The sequence below is a fragment of the Streptomyces sp. NPDC091387 genome, assembly GCF_044756945.1.
In the GTDB taxonomy this organism is placed as follows: Bacteria; Actinomycetota; Actinomycetes; order Streptomycetales; family Streptomycetaceae; genus Streptomyces.
On the sequence record NZ_JBIVTZ010000041.1, the window covers coordinates 1 to 17400 of the forward strand.

Annotated in this window: 16 protein-coding genes and 1 pseudogene; 3 read left to right on the plus strand and 14 right to left on the minus strand. The window is 70.9% G+C overall.

The annotated features are described in order from the left end of the window. Positions 1 to 780: 780 nt before the first annotated feature. The gene (locus tag ACIQM0_RS39055) at positions 781 to 1308 is read left to right on the plus strand and encodes a hypothetical protein (protein WP_401295940.1); all 528 of its coding nucleotides are present in this window, start codon (positions 781 to 783) and stop codon (positions 1306 to 1308) included. A 50-nt stretch (positions 1309 to 1358) separates the two neighbouring features. Further along, a pseudogene (locus tag ACIQM0_RS39060) lies at positions 1359 to 1556 on the plus strand (MFS transporter); the annotation flags it as partial. Positions 1557 to 1738: 182 nt separating this feature from the next. Here ACIQM0_RS39060 and ssuE read toward each other — a convergent pair. The 14 genes from ssuE to ACIQM0_RS39130 all read right to left on the minus strand — a co-directional run bounded on the left by ssuE (position 1739) and on the right by ACIQM0_RS39130 (position 16373). Then, positions 1739 to 2296 (minus strand): NADPH-dependent FMN reductase, encoded by a 558-nt coding sequence (gene ssuE / locus ACIQM0_RS39065; protein ID WP_401295942.1) that lies wholly within the window; start codon positions 2294 to 2296, stop codon positions 1739 to 1741. 89 nt (positions 2297 to 2385) lie between these two features. After that, a complete protein-coding gene (locus ACIQM0_RS39070) occupies positions 2386 to 3153 on the minus strand; it encodes an alpha/beta hydrolase (protein ID WP_401295945.1) in 768 nt (255 codons plus the stop codon). Between the two features lies 1 nt (position 3154). Beyond that, the gene (locus tag ACIQM0_RS39075; protein ID WP_401295948.1) at positions 3155 to 4183 is read right to left on the minus strand and encodes an LLM class flavin-dependent oxidoreductase; all 1029 of its coding nucleotides are present in this window, start codon (positions 4181 to 4183) and stop codon (positions 3155 to 3157) included. Between the two features lie 92 nt (positions 4184 to 4275). Continuing rightward, a complete protein-coding gene (locus tag ACIQM0_RS39080) occupies positions 4276 to 5616 on the minus strand; it encodes an LLM class flavin-dependent oxidoreductase (protein ID WP_401295951.1) in 1341 nt (446 codons plus the stop codon). Between the two features lie 73 nt (positions 5617 to 5689). Beyond that, the gene (locus ACIQM0_RS39085) at positions 5690 to 6559 is read right to left on the minus strand and encodes an ABC transporter ATP-binding protein (RefSeq protein WP_401295954.1); all 870 of its coding nucleotides are present in this window, start codon (positions 6557 to 6559) and stop codon (positions 5690 to 5692) included. Beyond that, a complete protein-coding gene (locus tag ACIQM0_RS39090; RefSeq protein ID WP_401295956.1) occupies positions 6556 to 7446 on the minus strand; it encodes an ABC transporter ATP-binding protein in 891 nt (296 codons plus the stop codon). The genes ACIQM0_RS39085 and ACIQM0_RS39090 overlap by 4 nt, the downstream gene beginning before the upstream one ends. Then, entirely contained in the window at positions 7443 to 8333 is an 891-nt protein-coding gene (locus ACIQM0_RS39095; RefSeq protein WP_401295959.1) for an ABC transporter permease, read from the minus strand. Before ACIQM0_RS39095 ends, ACIQM0_RS39090 begins: the two co-directional genes overlap by 4 nt. 2 nt (positions 8334 to 8335) lie before the next feature. Then, on the minus strand, positions 8336 to 9364 hold the full coding sequence (locus tag ACIQM0_RS39100) for an ABC transporter permease (protein ID WP_401295962.1): 1029 nt from the start codon (positions 9362 to 9364) through the stop codon (positions 8336 to 8338). 52 nt (positions 9365 to 9416) lie between these two features. Then, positions 9417 to 10991, minus strand: a complete 1575-nt coding sequence (locus ACIQM0_RS39105; protein WP_401295964.1) for an ABC transporter substrate-binding protein — start codon at positions 10989 to 10991, stop codon at positions 9417 to 9419. Positions 10992 to 11570: 579 nt separating this feature from the next. Next, a complete protein-coding gene (locus ACIQM0_RS39110) occupies positions 11571 to 12434 on the minus strand; it encodes a DsbA family protein (RefSeq protein WP_401295978.1) in 864 nt (287 codons plus the stop codon). 53 nt (positions 12435 to 12487) lie between these two features. Continuing rightward, positions 12488 to 12922, minus strand: coding sequence for an Rrf2 family transcriptional regulator (locus ACIQM0_RS39115; protein WP_363024530.1), 435 nt, complete (start codon positions 12920 to 12922; stop codon positions 12488 to 12490). Between the two features lie 120 nt (positions 12923 to 13042). Continuing rightward, complete coding sequence (locus ACIQM0_RS39120; protein ID WP_401295967.1) at positions 13043 to 13687, minus strand: response regulator; 645 nt, start codon at positions 13685 to 13687, stop codon at positions 13043 to 13045. 4 nt (positions 13688 to 13691) lie between these two features. Beyond that, positions 13692 to 15080, minus strand: a complete 1389-nt coding sequence (locus ACIQM0_RS39125; protein WP_401295970.1) for a sensor histidine kinase — start codon at positions 15078 to 15080, stop codon at positions 13692 to 13694. A gap of 69 nt (positions 15081 to 15149) precedes the next feature. Then, on the minus strand, positions 15150 to 16373 hold the full coding sequence (locus ACIQM0_RS39130) for a Clp protease N-terminal domain-containing protein (protein ID WP_401295973.1): 1224 nt from the start codon (positions 16371 to 16373) through the stop codon (positions 15150 to 15152). 398 nt (positions 16374 to 16771) lie between these two features. Between ACIQM0_RS39130 and ACIQM0_RS39135 the strand changes: the two genes are divergently transcribed. Then, the gene (locus ACIQM0_RS39135) at positions 16772 to 17278 is read left to right on the plus strand and encodes a cupin domain-containing protein (RefSeq protein ID WP_401295976.1); all 507 of its coding nucleotides are present in this window, start codon (positions 16772 to 16774) and stop codon (positions 17276 to 17278) included. Positions 17279 to 17400: the final 122 nt, after the last annotated feature.

A 17400-nucleotide genomic window follows, 5' to 3' on the forward strand; every position in this document is an offset into this window, starting at 1 on the left:
AGAAAGACCAGGCCAGGCGAGGCACGCGACGGGTTCCCGAGAAGATCATCACCCTTGCGCCCGCGATACTTCAGTAGCTCAAGCAACGGCATTGGCCTGACGTCCTCAGGTTCACGCTCTTCGGGTAGCCACCGGACTCGTGAGTGGACGCCACCGAGCTCGTGTGTCCGGTCGATGCCGGAACTTGCTGGTCACTGCACCCGACACCGACGCCCGGGCCGGCAGCCCGATCATCGGGCTCGACGGGCACCGACGGAATCCACTGATCAGCGCACATGGCAGCGGGTTCGCGCGGCAGTTCCCACGCGCACGTTGATCGTCTCCCAGCCTGCAGGGTGTGACTCATCGGTGAGTGTTCCGAGCCCGGGAAAGCTCAAGTCCGGCGTCGCTCCGGATCCAGGTCGTCAGCAGGTTCTGTCTTCATCTGCGCCTCTCGGGCGACTCTCTGTGCGAGCCGTCCGTAGCGAACGGATCGTCGTTGCGGAGGACGGATGTCCGAGGTGACAATGCGTGGAGGTGCCGGGTGGTCATCCCGGCGAAGGGCTGGAGGCGCTGCTTGTGAACACCGCATCGCGGTGCGCCTCGTCATGCGCGCCAGACGCTGACCACTTCGCTTCGCCCGCCGGCTGACCACATCGTCTGCGGTGGGTGCTTCCCCTCATGGGAGACCACCGTAGTGCCCGAAGACTTCTTGACGGGTGATCGCCGTCCTCTGACAACGGTTCTTGCCGCCAACCTCGCTTCTATTAACGGGAATTGCCTCACGTACATGGGTGTGCCGTGGTTCGTGCCGCAGAGCACGGGCAGTGCCGCCAAGGTGGGGGCCGTCGCGTTCTGCACACTGCTGCCCGTAGTGCTCGCTGCGCCGTCGGTGGCCCGGTCATCGACCGGATCGGGCGACGGCGGGCGAGTGTCGCCTCGGATCTCGCCTGCGGGATCGCGGTTGCGGCGATCCCGCTGCTGCAGTTCGCCGGCATCCTGCGGTTCTGGATGCCGTGCGTGCTGATGGCGATGACAGGACTGATTCGCTCACCGGGCGAAACGGCCCGCGGCGTGCTGTTGCCCTCGCTCGCGGAACGCGCCGGAATGCCGCTGGCCGGAGCCGCCGGGTTGTACGACGGTGCGGCGCGCTGTGCGGCGCTGACTGGATCGGCTCTCGGGGGTGTGCTGATCGCCGTATTCGGAGCGGGGAACGTCCTGTTGGTGGATGCCGCGACCTTCGCCGTGGCCGCGCCGCTGTTCGCGTTCGGGGTGCGCGGCCTGCCTGAGGCGCAGACACAGCGGCAGATCGAGCCGGCGTCGCACTGACGGGTGCGCTGGTCTATGGGGCGGAGGGCAGCCGCTTTCGGCGGTGGCCCGTGTTCACGATCGCGTTTCTCGTTGTGGGCCTGCCGCGCTTCGTGGTGGCAGCCGTCACTGACGCCTTCGCGCCGCTGGCCGTGGTCATGGAGGTTGAGGGTCTCGCCTGCGGTGTGCTCAACCCCGTCATGGCCACGGTGACGTACGAGACGGTGCCGGAGGAACTGCGCAGCCGCGTGCTGAGTGCGACGACAGCGGCGGTTCAGCTGGTCACTCCGCTCGGCGGGCTGGCTGCGGGCGTCCTTGTGGGTTCGGCTACGGCACGCAGGTGGCTCCTTCGGCCACCGGGGCCGCCGCAACAGGTCGCCGCCCGCCGCGGCGATCAGCGGGCGACCGGGACCACCACGGCCCCGCCGCCCGCTGATCGCCGCGCATCCGCTCACTCCGCCGCTGCGAGGAGCGCGGTGCGGGCTCCCAGCGCGGCGGAGAAGCGGTCGGTCACCTCGGCAAGGGCCTCGGCGGAGCCCGGGGCCACGGTCAATGCACCGTCCTGGCCGACGGTGATGTCCTTGTCGAGGGTGAACCATCCCGGCACGATGTGCTCGGCGCCCATGGAGCTCAGCACCGGGCGCAGCGCGTAGTCGATCGCCAGGACGTGGGCCAGGCTGCCGCCGGTGGCCAGCGGCAGCACGGTCTTGCCGGTCAGCGCGTACTGGGGGAGCAGATCGAGCAGCGACTTGAGCAGCCCTGAGTAGGCGGCCTTGTAGACCGGGGTGCCGATCACCACCCCGTCCGCCTGCTCGAACAGCTCGGTGGCCGCGACGATCGCCGGATGGCCGAACTGCGCGCCGAGCAGCGCGTCCGCGGGCAGGGTGCGGACCTCCAGCGAGGTGACCTCGTGCCCCTGGTCCCTCAGCCGGTCGTCCAGGTCACGCAGGAGCCGTGCGGTTCGGGAGGTCGAGGAGGGGCTTCCGGAGACGGACAGGACGGTGGCCATGCGGGCACCTTTCGGGTCGGGGTTTCGGACGGGCCGGACAACGGGGTTGGCGGGACACGGTTTCGGACCGTGCGACCGGACGGGGGCACTCACCACGCACTGGACTCCACCGCGATGACGGGGGTCAGTTCGTTGCGCAGTGTCTCCAGGAACGTGATGATCTCGGCCGCCACCGAGCGGTGCTGGAGGTCGTTCAGGACATCGTGATGGGCATCCCGGATCACCGAGAGGCGGGCCCGGGATAGGGACTTCGCCGTACGGGCCACGGCGTCCCGGTCGGCGAGCGGATCGGCGTCGCCCACGAGGATCAGCGCCGGGACGCCTGTGTCGCCGCCGTACGCCGCCGTGAGCAGAGCGTCCGGCACCGCGTCCTGGAGAGAGCCCCGCCGTACCCCGGCGTCCTCGGTGAGCGTGCCCCGATGTGCGGGACAGAAGGTGCGGACGTCGAGTTCCTCGTCCCAGGTGCCGGCCCCGGTGGCCGTGTGCCCCGGGAGCCCGGCGAGAACGACGGCCTCCGGCCGCCAGGCGGCAGGGGTCTCCTCCCGGCCGAGCAGCGCGGCGACCGCGGCCGCGCCGGTGTCGGCCCCCACGACCACGACGGGGCGGACGACACCGTCCTGTGCCGCGGTCCCTTCGAGCGCCGCGACGAGCTGTGCACCGAATCCGGTCAGCGAGCCGGTGAGGTCGTCGGCGTCGATCCCCGGGGCGTCGATGACCCGTACCCGGTAGGCGTCGGCGGCGAGACGCCTGCCGAACCGGGCGTAGGCCGCCCGGGTCTCTCCCCGGCCGGGCACCACGAGGACGGTGCCGCGGATGCGGAGGCCCTCCGGGCCGAAGTGGTCGCTGTACTCGGGCATTTCAGGCTCCTGCGGGTTCGGTGGCGGGTTCGGCTGTGGGGTGGGGTGCGGCCCGGGGCTTCCAGCCGAGGGCCGGTGCCACCTCGGTCGCGATGAGTTCGAGGGCCCGGATCGCGGCATCGTGGTCGGGGACCGCGGGATTGAACTGGGTGATCAGATCCGTAGCGACGGGCAGGACCTTCTCCTGCCGGAGCGCGGTGACGATCTCCTCGGGAGCGCCGTGGAACGAGTGGAAGCGCCGCAGCGCCTCCTCCATGCCCAGCCCCTTGGGGAAGGAGCCGCTCTCGGCCATCCGCAGGGCGGCCCGGTGCACGTCGTCGCCGATCTGCCGGAGCGCCGTGCGCTTGTCCTTGGCGGGGAAGATGAACCGGGAGAGGCCGATCCGTGGCCGGCGGGGCTGGTCCCACGCGGCGAGGTACGCGTCCGCCCAGGGGCGCTGCACCTCGTCCGTGGGCGCGTCGAAACCGTAGGCCGCCCGGTTGAGGAGCAGGTTCGAGCCCCTGGCCGCGGCATACGCCGCACCGCTGCCGCTGAAGACGCCCTGCCAGATCCGGTCGCCGAAGCCTACGGCGGCAGGCTGGATCCGGAAGCCGGGCGCCCCCACTTCCTCGTTGGCCAGGGCCGTACGCAGAACCTGGAGGTTCGCACTGGTCAGCTCACGCCTGCGGTCGAAGTCCTTGCCGAGGGCGGCGTACTCGGGGGCGGCCGCCCCACTGCCCACGCCGATCTCGACGCGTCCGCCGCTGAGCAGGTCGACGGTGGCGACATCCTCGGCGAGGCGGACCGGGTCCTCCAGCGGGAGGATCGTGATGGCGGTGCCGAGCCGTATCCGGGTGGTCCGTGCCGCGGCGTGCGCCAGGAAGGGCCAGGGCGAGGACAGGCCGCCCCCGCCCTGGGCGACGTGGTGCTGGGCGACCCAGCCGACGTCGAAGAGTTCCTGGGCGTCGCGGTACGTCCTGGCCAGATCGCCGCCCCGGCCCTGGACATGGGTGAGGAAGCCGAGTCTGAAGCGCGGTGTCTCGTCGGTCATGAGATGCATGCCTTTCAGCGGTCAGGCGGTGATCAACAGCCGTCGGCGGCAAGGGCCGTGGCGCGGCCCGGAGCTCAGGGCGCCCGGCGTACTCAGTCGCGTACGAGCTCGCGCTCGAGCGTGTGCCGGTTGGCGGCGAACGGCAGGCCGAGATTGCCGCGCAGGGTGTCGGCCTCGTACTCCGTGCGGAACAGACCGCGCTTCTGCAGGAGCGGCACCACGCCGTCGACGAAGAGGCTGAGGTCGTCGTTGTTCCGGAAGGCGAGATTGATGCCGTCGAAGGTACCGGCGTCGAACCACTGCTCGATGGTGTCGGCGACGGTCTCCGGGGCGCCGACGAACGGCGAGCGGCGGAAGGCGTTGACCGACTCGGCGACCTGGCGCAGCGTCAGGTTCTCCGCGCGGGCGCGCTCGATGATCTTCGCGGCACCCGTACGGCCGCCCTTCTCCGCGAGATGGGAGACGTCCGGGAAGGGCGCGTCCAGGTCGTGGCCGGCGAAGTCGTACGCCCCGAAGGAGCGGCCCAGGAGCGCGAGGTTGCTCTCGAAGTCGTTGTCCTCCTCGAAGATCTCCCGTTCGCGGTTCCTGGCGTCCTGGTCGGTCGCGCCGACGATCGGGCCGCCGTGGATGAACACCTTGATGTGGTCGGGATTGCGGCCGTAGGCCGCGGTGCGCAGCTTGATGTCGGCGTAGTACTCCTGCGCCTGTTCCAGGGAGCCGCCCGGGGCGTAGATGCCCTCGGCCACCCGCGCGGCGAGATCGCGCCCCTCGGGCGAGACCCCGGCCTGGAAGATGACCGGCTGGCCCTGACGCGATCGGGAGATGTTGAGCGGTCCCGCGACCTTGAAGTGCTCCCCGGCGTGGTCGAGCGCGTGCAGCCGGCCCGGATCGAGGAAGACGTCGCGTTCCACGTCGGCCGGGAAGGCGTCGTCCTCGTAGGAGTCCCACAGACCTCTGGCGACCTGGACGAACTCCAGCGCCCGGCCGTACCGCGTCGTGTAGTCCAGGTGCTCGTCCAGCCCGTAGTTCTTGGAGGTGCCGGTGTCGAAGCTGGTCACCACGTTCCATCCGGCACGCCCACCACTGATGTGGTCGAGGGAGGCGAAGCGGCGGGCGAGGTTGAACGGCGAGTTGTACGTCGAGCTCGCCGTGCCGACCAGGCCTATGTGCTTGGTGTGGGTGGCCACCGCGGACAGGAGCGTGAGGGGCTCCAGCCGGTTGAGGTAGTGCGACGGGTAGGTGCTGTTGATGAACTGGCTGTCGACGACGAAGAGCGCGTCGAAGAGTGCGTGCTCGGCCGCCTGGGCCTGCTGGATGTAGTAGTTGATGTCGACGCTGGCGTTCTTGGCGACGCGCGGGTCCTTCCACAGACCGTGCTGTCCGGGGCCTCCGACACCGTAGGGGTGCAGTGCGAGGTGGATCGTGCGGGACATGGCTGTTCCTCTCGGGATGTGCGCGTAGTCGGCAGAGTTGTTGGGGGGCCGGGTCGTACGGGTGCCGCCGTGCTCAGGCGTTCAGCAGCGCGCGCAGCGCCTCGCGCTCCGACCGGTCGGCCGCGCCCGTGCGCAGGGTCGGCGCCGAGCTGACGAGCAGTTGGGTATACGCGTGCCGGGGGTGGTTGATGACGTCCGAGGAGGCGCCGACCTCGACGAGTTCGCCCTGGTAGAGCACCGCGATGCGATCCGCGGTCCCCGCCACGGACCCGAGGTCGTGGGAGATGAGGACGAGGGCCACGCCGGTGGCCCGTAGCTCCTTGAGGATCTCCAGGACCTTGACGCGGTTGGCGGAGTCCAGCGCGCTGACCGGCTCGTCGAGGATGACCAGCCGGGGCTCGGTGACCAGCGCCCTGGCCACGGCGACTCGTTGGCGCTGACCGCCGGAGAGCTCGCCGGGCAACCGCTCCAGCAGTTCTCCGGAGAGGTGGACGCGGTCCAGGAACGCCCGGGCCCGCGCGGTTGCCTCCTTGCGCGGTACGCCCTGGACGAGCAGGGGTTCGGTCAGGGAGTCCTCGACGGTGAGATCCGGGTCGAGGCTGCGCAGCGGGTCCTGGAAGACGTACTGGACGACGCCGCGGCGGCGCAGAGCACGCCACTGACGGCGGCCGTAGGCGCTCACGTCCTCCCCGTCGATGAGGACCGATCCGGCCGAGGCCGGAACCAGGCCGAGAACGGCGCGGGCGAGGGTGGACTTGCCCGATCCCGTCTCGCCGATGACACCCACCGTCTCGCCGGGTGCGACGCTCAGCGAGACTCCGTGCAGGGCGCGGCGGCGCCGGCGGCCCCGTCCGTAGCGCACCTCCAGTCCGCTGACATCGAGCACCGGCCCGGCGTCCCCCTCACGACGGGCTGCTGCCGCTTGCGTCAACTCGGTGGTCACGAAGCCTCCTTCGGGGCGAGGAATTTCTCCAGGCCGTACTGGTCGTGCTCGGCGATGAGCAGCCGGGTGTACTCGTGCTGCGGATCGTGGAGCACCGCCCGTGTCGGGCCGTGCTCCACCACGTCGCCCTGCTTCATCACGAGGACCTCGTCGCACAGCTGGGCGACGACGGCCAGGTCGTGGGAGACGACCACGAGCGCCAGTCCGGTCCGCTCCCGCAGCTCGGCGAGCAGATCGAGGATCTCGGCCTGGACGGTGACGTCGAGGGCCGTGGTGGCCTCGTCGGCGATGAGGGTGCGCGGTTCGACGGCGATGGCCGCCGCGATCAGGACGCGCTGGAGCATGCCTCCCGACAGCTCGTAGGTGTACTGGCCGTAGACCAGCTCCGGGTCGCGCAGGCGCACCGCCCGCAGCAGTTCGACGGCGCGGTGCCGTGCCTCGCGCCGCTTCAGCCCCTGCTTGGCCCGCAGGACCTCTGCGATCTGGGCACCCACGCGGATCGAAGGGTTGAGGTAGGACGCCGGGTCCTGGAAGACCGCGCCGATCGTGGCGCCGCGCAGGGCCGTCCACTGCCGGGACGTGAGGGTCGCGATGTCGGTGCCGGCGATCTCGATCGAGCCGCCGGAGACCTCGAAGTGCGCGGGCAGGATGCCCAGCGCGGCCCGGCAGGTGAGCGTCTTGCCGCTGCCGGACTCGCCGACGATGCCGACCGCCTTGCCGGGGGTGAGGTCGAAGGTGACGCCGTGCACGATCTCCCGGTCGGTGACGCGGTCGCTGATGCGTACGTCGCGGAGGGAGAGCACCGGCGCGGCGGTCGGGCCGGGCCGGGCGGCGGTGGCGGCGGGCTCGGCCCGACCGGGAGCGATGTGCTGGGACAGGGTCGTCACAGGGAACCTCCGGTGGGGGCGGGACCGCTCTCGGCGAGGCGGTTGGCGCGGGCCTTGCGGTTGTTGACCAGGGCCCGGCCGGCCTCGCCGGAGACATCGCGGATGGCGTCGGCGAGGAGGTTGCAGGCCCAGACGGTGACCATGATCAGCAGGGCGGGCGCCAGCGGTGCCCACGGCCGGTGACTGAGGTAGCCCAGGTCGGAGGCGAGCAGCCCGCCCCAGGTGGGTGCCGGAGGCTGGACGCCGATGCCGAGGAACGTCAGGCTCGACACGATGACGAAGCCGACACCGATGGTCTGTGCGAGTGCGATCGCGATCGGCGGGAGCACCTTGACCCAGACGTGACGGCGTACGACCCAGCCGACCGAGGCGCCGGAGATGATCGCTGCCTCCACGTACGGGGAGCGGGCGACGGCCAGCGTCGCCGCGCGGGACACCCGGTAGAAGAGAGGCGAGACCAGCGCTCCGGTGACGAGCATGGCCTGGGTGAGGCCGTTGCCCAGCAGGGCGATCACGGCGATGGCGAACAGCAGGAACGGCAGGGCCACGAGCGTGTCGGCCAGGCGGAGGGTGAACCACTCGAAGGCCCGGCCGAGACAGACCGACAGGATGCCCGGCACGGCGCCGACGACGAGAGCCATGAGCGCGACCTCCAGCGAGCCGAGCACGCTGACGCGCGAGCCGTCCAGCAGCCGGCTGAGCACGTCACGGCCGAGGTAGTCGGTGCCCAGCCAGTGGGCGCCCGAGACATCAGCGAGCGGGTTGTCGCTGGTGGCCAGGGGATTCTGTGGAGCGATCCACGGTCCGAGTACCGCAAGCAGTGCGATCACCACGAGGATGACGACGGCGATCCGGCCGGACACGAGTGCGAGCACGCGGCGCACCATGGTCACACCCCCCGCTGGGATGCCGGCATGACGCGTGCCAGCACCAGATTGATGATCAGGTTGAAGGAGACGACCAGCACGATCGACACCACGAGGACGCCCTGCACCGCGGGTACGTCACCGGCCTGGGCGGAGTCGTTGGCGAATCGGCCGAAGCCCTGGAGGCCGAAGATCCACTCCGTGACGACGGAAGCGCCGACCAGTGCGGGGAACTTCTGCCCGAGCGTGGCGAGCGCGGGCCCGAGACCGTTGCGCAGCACATGGCCGAAGAAGATCCGCCGGGGGCTCAGCCCCCTTACCACCGCGCCGGTCACATAGTTCTCGTCGTAGGCCGAGATGAGGCTGGTTCGCAGCTGGCGGGCGACGTCGGCGATGACGTCGAAGCTCAGCGCGAGCGCGGGGAGGGTGATGTGGGCGAGCCAGCGGCCGAAGCCCTGCTCCGCCGGGATGTAGCCGGCCGACGGGAACAGATGGAGTCCGACCGCGAGGACCGCGACCAGCACGATGCCGACGACGAAGGCCGGCATCACCGAGATCACGGTGACGAACCCCGTGATCGCGCGGTCGACGAGGGTGGTGCGCCGGAGGGCGGCCAGGGTGCCGAGACCGAACCCGGCCACCACCCCGATGAGCAGCGCGAACGTGGCGACCGACAGGCTCACACCCAGGCCGAGGCCGATCAGGGTCGAGATGTCGGCCCCGTTGACCCAGCTGGTGCCGAGCTGCCCGTGCAGGACGCCGGTGAACCAGTCCCAGTACTGGGACAGGAAGGGCTTGTCGAGGCCCCACTGTGCCTCGATCCGGTGGATCGCCTCGGGGGTCGCCTCCTCGCCCAGCTGGATACGGGCCGGGCTGAGGCCGCTCAGCGACCGCAGGGCGAACGTCACGAACGTCGCGACCAGGAACACGGGTACGAAGATCGCGACCGACCGGCCGAGGGCGGCCAGGACCCGGCCCGCCGCGTGCCGGGCCCTGGCCGCGGCGAGCCCGCGACGGCGGGCAGGAGCCACCGGTGGAGCGCTCGTCGTCATGGGGCTTGCCCCTCTCTTCATCGAATGCATGTCAGTTGTCTTGTGTGACAGCTCAGTCGGAGCCGTTGACGGTCACGCCGGTCCAGTCGATGTGGGCCGGGTTCTTCGGCAGTCCGGAGATCTGCTTGCTCTTGGCGAAGAGGTTCGGCGCGGAGTACGTGAAGACCAGCGCCTTGCTCCCGAGGCCGGCCCGGGTCGCCTTCTGAAGGGTCTCGGTGTACTTCGGCGAGTCCAGCGGTGTCCGGCGGACCTTGGCCACGGCCTCCTCGAAACCGTCCGGCTCGTACGGCGTGCTGAGGTTGAGCGGGCCGTTGGGGCCGAAGTGGGCCGTGAGGGTCTGCACGGCGGAGTCACGGCCCGTGGTCGAGTACAGCGAGAACGTCAGGTTCTTGGCGAAGAACGGGGTGGCCCAGTTCTTGTCGATCTTGATGGTCACCTTGATGCCCACCGCGGCCAGTTGCGACTGCACGATCTCGGCCTGCGGGTCCTCGGCCGGGACGACCAGACTGAGCTTGATGTCGCCGGCCTTGTGACCCGCGTCGGCCAGCAGTTGCCTGGCCTTGTCCGGGTCGAAGGAGTAGGCGTTCTCCGACTTCGGGTCGTAGGCGACGTATCCCTTCGGGAAGGGCTGGTTGGTCACCTCGCCGTAGCCGAAGGTCAGCTTGTCGACGAATTCCTTGCGGTTGACCGCGTAGCGGACGGCGTCGACGACCCGGTCGTCGTTGAACGGCGCCTTGTTGACGTTGAGGCTGATGTTGGAGGCGTTGAAGCCCGGCTGGGAGAAGACGTCCAGCCCGGCCTTCTTGGCGGCGTCCGCCTGGCTCGGATCGAGGTCCGCGAAGTTGTAGACACCGGTCTGCAGGCCGGAGACGACCGTGGAGGCGTCGGGGGCGGAGCTCAGCTCGACGTCGTCGATGTGGATGTTCTTCGCGTCCCAGTAGCCGGGGTTCTTCGTCAGGACGGCCTTGGTGCCGGGGACCAGTTGCTTGACGATGAACGGCCCTGCCCCGACCGGGTTCTGGTCCAGCTCGGCCGGGTTCTCGGCCGCCTTGGGGCTGGCGATCTGCAGAACGCGCTCGCCGAGCAGTTGCGGTATCTGGTAGTCGACCTGACTGAGGTGGAGAACCGCGTCCAGTCCGTTGGCGTCCACGGACTTGATCGATGTCAGGTCGCCGAAGAGGGCGGAGTTCTTCTGCTTCTTGGCCCGTTCGACGGCGGCCTTGACCGCGGTGGCGTCGACCGGCTCGCCGTCACTGAACTTCAGACCGGGGCGTACGTGAAAGGTGATCCGGTCGCCGGCGGCGTTGTACTTCCAGCTCTCGGCGAGGTCGGGCACGGCCTTTCCGGACTCGTCGGTCCGCGTCAACGAGGCATATACCAGAGCGAGTTCGCGGAACTGGGCTCCGCTGCCGGAGACCACCGGATCCCAGTGGGCGGGGAAGTAGGAGGAGGCCCACTTCAGCGTGGCGCTGCCGGCCGAGGCGGAGACGTCGCCGCCGCAGGCGCTCAGGACAGGGGTGAGAAGGGCGACGAAGGCGGTTCCCAGGGCCGCGGACCGAAGGCCGCCGGCGCGTCGGGCCGACCGGACGGTGCGTCCGGGGCGGAGCGTCGTGAGTCGAGGGGACATCTCATTCTCTCTGTGACAGCCCCGCCCTGTTCCGGCCCGGATCGGGGACGGATCGGGGACGGATCGGGGCGGGAGGTCGGGGAAGGGGAGGCGGCTCGGCACCCGCGCCGGACCACTGGCCGGCACATGGGCGTGCGGACAGGGGTGGCGGGGCAGGCCTTCGGGCACGCGGGCAGGTCGGCGCTCGGCCAGGGGTGGGCAACGGGGGAGGGGCGGAGGACCCGGCCGTGCGTGAGGCGGCGCTCCACGAGGAGCGCCGGGGCTCAGGGGTGGGCCGGGGCGCGGGATCCGGTGCGCGACGGTGCGCGGCGGAGCACAAGTGCGGAAGTGCGGGGGACAGGCGCGGCTCGGAGCGACAGCGGGCAGTCAGTGCTGCCGGCGGGCGTCAGGCGGGGCCTGCGGATCGGAGCGGCGGCCGATCAGCGACAGAGTGCGCTGGAGGTGCGCCGAAGATCCACGTATCGGCACACCACACCGGGGTGCGTCGTGAACATGGTGCATATCCTGCTGGCAGCTGTCGGCGTCTGTCAATGGACACCAATCGGTGTCTCATTCGGTGGAACGGTCTCTGACCGCAGATCAGAGACCTTCCGAGGGCCGGGGACGGGTGGCCGGGTGCACCGCGGCCTCCCCGGGATGCAGCCACAGCGGCCCGTTCCCGGTATCCACCCGGACCGCGTCCGACGGCGGCCGGCCCCCTTCCGTGAGCAGCTCCGCCTCCGGTCCGGTCAGGCTCCGATGACGCTCCAGGGCCTCGGCCGGGGAGAGCGGTGCGGGGGTCTCCAACAGCCCGGGGCAGAGCTCCTCGACGGCCGCCGCGTATGCCGCGAAGGGCCGCCAGCCGGGCACCGCCCGGTACCCGGCGGGGGAGCGGAACAGAAGGGTCGGGAGTGCGTACCGGAACCCGTCGTCGGGGGTCGGCTTGGCCGCACCGGGGTGGGGCGATCCGTCGCGCACGGACAGCACTTCGGGCACCGGGCGGCGCGCCTCCGCCCGGTCGGCCCGAACCCGTTCGAGTACTTCGCCCGAGGCCGCGTCGGACATCAGCCGCCCCGGATCCAGGCCGGGCACACCTCGCACCGCGGACAGCGCGAGCGCGCCGGTGTCCGCCGGCTCCCCGAGGACGAACGCGGTCTCCCGCAGCCGCCGCAGCACCCGCTCGGCCACGCCGGCGCCTTGGAGCTCCGCGGCCTTGGCGACGAGCGAGGAGGGCCAGGAGCTTGCCGCGACCCGGCTCAGCCGGACCGCGCGGGGCGCCAGGGTGTGCGAGCTGATCTCCTCCACGTAGCTCGCGTACCAGGCCGTCTCGGCCGCCGGGTCGGGCGGCGGATCGTCGTCGACGTCGAAGAGGACGGCGTACGACCGCCGCCAGCGGACCCGGCCTGCCAGGGCCGCCCGCAGGCGGTGGAAAACGGGCTCCGACCCCCAGGCCCAGGGGCACATCGGATCGGTGTACTCCACCACCTCCACCACGGGCGGCGGCTGCGGCGCACCCGTCACGAGACGCCGACCCCGGACTGCCGCTCCAGCGCGCCCGCGGGCAGCAGGGAGGCCAGGGTGAGTCCGCCCAGGACCGCCGTCGCCTCCGCCTCGACCTGCCGCCACACACCGGGCAGGCCCACGGCCGGGCCGGGGTAGTCGAGTGCGGCCAGGGACTCGCCGCGCAGGGTGATCACTTCGCCGTCGACGGCACGCACGATGTCCAGCAGGGCGATCTCGCCGGCCGGTCTGCCGAGCCAGTAACCGCCCTCGCAGCCGCGCTGGCTGCGCACCAGGCCGGCTCTGCGCAACTCGCCCACGACGGACTTCAGGAACCGGAACGGAATTTCCTGTGAGGAAGCGATGGCCTCACAGGTGAGTGGACGGCCAGGCTCACGGGCGAGCTCCAGGAGGGCCCGCGTGGCGTAGTCCGCCTTCGCGGAGATATGCATGCCCACATCATGCCCGACGGCCGTTCCACGACAAGAGCTTCGCGGAGTTCCGCTGTGGGCTCGCATTTCGCGTGTCCCTTTCCCAGGGCCGCGGCCTTTGTCTGTGCGGCCTGCCGGGCGTCAGCCGAGCAGCCCCGCCTCCTGCGCCAGCACAGCCGCCTGGACCCGGTTGGTGGAGTCGGTGCGGGTGAGGATGCTGCTGACGTGGGCCTTGACCGTGCCGGAGCTCAGGTGGAGCTGTGCGGCGATCTCGGCGTTGGAGAGGCCGGTGCCCAGCAGCCGCAGGACGTTCCGTTCAGCCGGTGTCAGGTCCGCGATCCGACGTGATGCCATGTCGTTGCCGTGGCCCAACCGGGTCCGGAAGTCGACGAGTTGGCGGGTGACCTGCGGGGCGAGGACGGGTTCTCCGGCTGCGGCGCGGCGTACGGCGTCGATGAGGTCGCGGGGGCCGGTGTCCTTGAGGAGGTAGCCGTGGGCTCCGGCGCGCAGGGCGCTGGTGACGGTCGCTTCCTCGCCGAAGGCCGTCAGCATCACCGCTCGGGTGCGGGGCGAGTGCCGGGCGATCTCGGCGACGGCGGTGATGCCGTCCCCGGGCATACGGATGTCGAGGAGGGCGACGTCGACGGAGTGGGCGCGGCAGGCTTCGACGGCCTCATGGGCGTTCTGCGCCTCGGCCACGATCCGCACCTCGTCGTCGTTCTCCAGGATCAGGCGGACCCCGGCGCGCATCAGCGCCTCGTTGTCGGCAATCAGGACTCGGATCACCGGTTCAGTGTAGAGCCGCCATGATCAGCAGGGCGATGGTGCCGCCGATCGTCGGCAGCAACACCAGCAGAGCCGCGCAGCCGCCTCCCAGGAGGCGGGGCCATGTGAGGACCTCCGCGGACAGCGGCGGCCGGGAGCCCGCCCCGCCGGACACCTGACCGGGCGAAATGGCGTACACGGGCAGCGAGTCGGGCCGGACGGGTATACGGGCAGAGAGGGCGAAGCCGCCCTCCGGGCGCGGTCTGGCGTGGAGGGCGCCCCCGAGCAGGCTGATCCTCTCCTGGAGGCCGACGAGTCCACTGCGGTTCCCGGCCCCGGGCGGACAGGGCACCGGCGGGGCATCGTTGACGACGGCGACCATCACCGTGTCCCCTTCGTCCTGGAACGTCACACGGACCGGCGCGCCGGACGCGTGCTTCAGCGCGTTGGTGAGTCCTTCGCGGGTCACGCGGTGGACGGCCTGCCGGGTGCGGGCGTCCACCGCGTCCGTCGGCCCGGTCGCGTTCCAGTGCAGTTCTGCGTCGGCCCCCGCGTTCCGGGAATCCGCGACCAGAGCCGAGAGATCTTCGCGGCTGCCCCGCTCACCGCTGTCCTCGCCGGAGTGGTGACGGAGGACGCCGAGGATGCCGCGCAGCTCGTCCATGGCCGTTCCGGCGGTGGTGCGCAGAAGTTCGGCTTGGGGGGCCAGCGGGGGCGCCTGCCGTTCGGCGGCGAGCTGGAGGGCTCCGGCGTGCACCGAGATGAGGCCGATGCGGTGGCCGAGCAGATCGTGCATCTCGGCGGCGATGCGCGCCCGCTCCTCCATGCGGGCCGCCTCGTCGGTGAGGAAGCGGGTCTGTTCGAGGTAGGCGTTGCGTTCCCGCAGCAGCCCCGTCAGCGGGCGGCGACGCCCCAGCATCATGCCGGACAGTGCGGGCAGCAGGAGGAACAGCGCAGCCACGCCGGCGCCGGCGACCAGGTACGGCATCGTCGGGAGTCCGCCGAGGGACTGGGCGGCGATCGACATGAGTACGGCGCCGGCACTGCTCGCCCCGATCACTCCCCAGGCGCGCCGTACGGGGGTGATGCGGCGCACCGCGGACCACACGACGCACGGCACCACCGCCATCGCCCACACGTTGTCCCCGGCGATCACCGGCACGCAGCCCAGCACCGTGAGGGCCGGGTACATCCGCCGCGCGGGCACGAGGAGTGCCGCCCACACCCCCAGGAGGGCCGCCGCCACCGGGTGGGCCGGCGGAATCAGCGGAACCGGCGCCAGCGAGCACAGCAGGACCAGGCCGGCGAATACGGACTCCGTCACGACCGTCCGCCGGGGCGCGGCGCGCACCGCCTCCCGGATCGCGGCGGCCTCGCGGCGCGCCCGTGTGCACGGTCGCACTGCCGGACTCATGTTTCCTCCCTGTGGGCGCCGTTCTCAACGGCTGCTCGTCGTACGCGTGGGCGGACCACTGCGGCTGCGTCAGGACGCCTGTGCCGCACCGCCCGGTACCCGGAGCTCCGGCTCCGCCCGCAGCCCGGCGACGTCCGCCCCGCTCTCGGTCAGCACACGCTCGATCTCCGCCGCGGACTCCGCGTCCGTCCCCTTGTCCAGCAGCGCGGCCAGCAGGTGGGTCGTGCCGACCGTGGGCGAGCCCTGAGCGGAGGCCGTGAGCTGGGTGACGTGCAGGAGCCGCCGTTCGAAGTCGGTGTGACCCGGGACCTCCCGGGGCTCCTCCTCCGCGACCCCGGTGGTGGGGAACAGCACCCGGGTGACAGCATCCTGCCGTACGCCGTGCCGGCGCAGGAGCGCGGCCCCCTGGTTCGCTCCCGCCAGCTTCTCGGGCAGCTCACGCCCCGCGACGGTCAACGACCGGTCCAGCGCCAGGATCCCCAGCAGCACATCGACGGGTTCCATCTCCGACGCCCCGCGCCGTGCCGCCCCCCGTGGTGCCTCCGTGCGCACCGCACCCACAACCGCGGAACCGAACCCGGCGCCGCCTCCGAATATCCAGGCGGTGAACTTCCGGGTCAGCGGATTACCGCTCTTCCCGAACGTCCCCGCGTTGCGCAGGATCAACACCGATCCGGGCTCCGGCACTTCGTCGTCACCCCGCAACGCGTCGAGCGCCATCGAGGCAGCCGGGACGTCCACCTTCTCCAGCACCATGGCCTCGCGGGCACGCGTATCGGGCAGCCCGACCAGTGCGCGCGCCACATGCCGGACGCGCACGGAAGCGGTGCCCTCCTCCCGTGCGGCCTCCAGTGCCTTGCGCAGACAGGTCCGCAACGCGCCGGTCATCGGCGGGAGTTCAAGGCCCTCCTGCTCCTGCTCCTCCTTCTGCTTCCGATTCTTCCGGCGCAGCCTCTTGGCCTCCTCCCGCTGGACCTCCCGCCAGAAGGCGCCGATCTCCCGCTCGTCGTCCGGGCTCCCCGCCGTGCCGTCACCCGCGTCCTCGCTGACCCACACGGACGTCCCCCGACATCCGATCGAACCGCTGAGCGAGCCGGAAGCCCTCATTCCGGGTGCGATCGCGGCACCTGCGGCCGAGTCACCCGACACGAGCGCGTACAGCACGCTTTCCGTGCCGACGTCCTCGCGTTCCTGCTTGTCCACCGCGCGCATCGCCTCCAGCAAGAGCTTGACGACGTCCCTCTCGAACTCGGTGGTCACGCCGGCGTCGCGGTCGGACGTTCGCTGATCCATCGTGCTGCCTTCCTCTCCGTGGTGTTACCTGCGGAGAAGGGACGCTAGCCCGCGTTCCCCGGCTCCGCGTCGGCCGACCGGCCATGCTTCCGGTCCGATCGGCCAGGTTCTTCCGTCCGGGTGGACGACGGCCTTGCGGGCCCAATGCGGCATTTCGCGCGGACATTCCACGCCTGATCACGGCGCGTCACAGAGAATCGCATCGTGGCGCTGTGCCCGTGAGCGGGTCGTCTCTTACGACCTGAGGCGACTGCGGCGGTGTCACCACAACACGGGCCGGGGGTCTGCGCTCACATCCGCACCCACGTCCGCCGCCCACATTGCGGCAACATTGCCGCAGGTGAAGGCCAATGGACACCTCTTGACATCCTTTTCCGTGCCGCTCTACCGTCCCTGCCATGAGTGAGCCGCTGACGACCCCCGGTGAGGGCTTCCACCCTCACCTCCACGACGCCCCGGACCGGTCGGCCGCGCCACTGCGCAGCCGGGTGCACCACATCCGTGCGGACGCCCTGGACGGCGACACCGCCCAGACCGGAGGCATGCGCAGATTCGCCGCCGTCAGCGGAAAGACCGTCGGAGCGGAGAAGCTGTGGATGGGCCAGACCCACGTCGCCCCCGCGACCTCCTCCTCCGACCACCACCACGGTGAGTCCGAGACCGCCATCCATGTGGTCAGCGGACACCCCGAGTTCGTCTTCCTGGACGACTCGGGCGGCGAACCGGAGGAGGTACGGCTGCGCACCTCACCCGGCGACTACATCTTCGTCCCGCCCTTCGTGCCGCACCGGGAGGAGAACCCCGACCCGACCGCGGAGGCCGTGGTCGTCATCGCCCGCAGCACGCAGGAGGCGATCGTCGTCAACCTTCCCCGGCTGTACGCGCTCGGAGCCCCCGAGGCCTGACGGCCTCACCACTCGGTGGCGCTGCCTCAATGCCGTTGCTTGAGGGGTGCAAGTAGTTCCTCTCCCGGGCACGGTGACTGCCGGGGTGCTGGTTCGTTGACCGGGCATGCATCCGTGGATCG

Bases quoted from the DNA above. Each gene is read 5' to 3' on its own strand.
- ACIQM0_RS39080 (WP_401295951.1), bottom strand. From the start codon at position 5,616: ATGTCCCGCACGATCCACCTCGCACTGCACCCCTACGGTGTCGGAGGC.
- ACIQM0_RS39100 (WP_401295962.1), bottom strand. From the start codon at position 9,364: ATGACGACGAGCGCTCCACCGGTGGCTCCTGCCCGCCGTCGCGGGCTC.
- ACIQM0_RS39095 (WP_401295959.1), bottom strand. From the start codon at position 8,333: ATGGTGCGCCGCGTGCTCGCACTCGTGTCCGGCCGGATCGCCGTCGTC.
- ssuE (WP_401295942.1), bottom strand. From the start codon at position 2,296: ATGGCCACCGTCCTGTCCGTCTCCGGAAGCCCCTCCTCGACCTCCCGA.
- ACIQM0_RS39110 (WP_401295978.1), bottom strand. From the start codon at position 12,434: ATGTGCCCCTGGGCCTGGGGGTCGGAGCCCGTTTTCCACCGCCTGCGG.
- ACIQM0_RS39125 (WP_401295970.1), bottom strand. From the start codon at position 15,080: ATGAGTCCGGCAGTGCGACCGTGCACACGGGCGCGCCGCGAGGCCGCC.
- ACIQM0_RS39135 (WP_401295976.1), top strand. From the start codon at position 16,772: ATGAGTGAGCCGCTGACGACCCCCGGTGAGGGCTTCCACCCTCACCTC.
- ACIQM0_RS39075 (WP_401295948.1), bottom strand. From the start codon at position 4,183: ATGACCGACGAGACACCGCGCTTCAGACTCGGCTTCCTCACCCATGTC.
- ACIQM0_RS39130 (WP_401295973.1), bottom strand. From the start codon at position 16,373: ATGGATCAGCGAACGTCCGACCGCGACGCCGGCGTGACCACCGAGTTC.
- ACIQM0_RS39070 (WP_401295945.1), bottom strand. From the start codon at position 3,153: ATGCCCGAGTACAGCGACCACTTCGGCCCGGAGGGCCTCCGCATCCGC.
- ACIQM0_RS39105 (WP_401295964.1), bottom strand. From the start codon at position 10,991: ATGTCCCCTCGACTCACGACGCTCCGCCCCGGACGCACCGTCCGGTCG.
- ACIQM0_RS39115 (WP_363024530.1), bottom strand. From the start codon at position 12,922: ATGCATATCTCCGCGAAGGCGGACTACGCCACGCGGGCCCTCCTGGAG.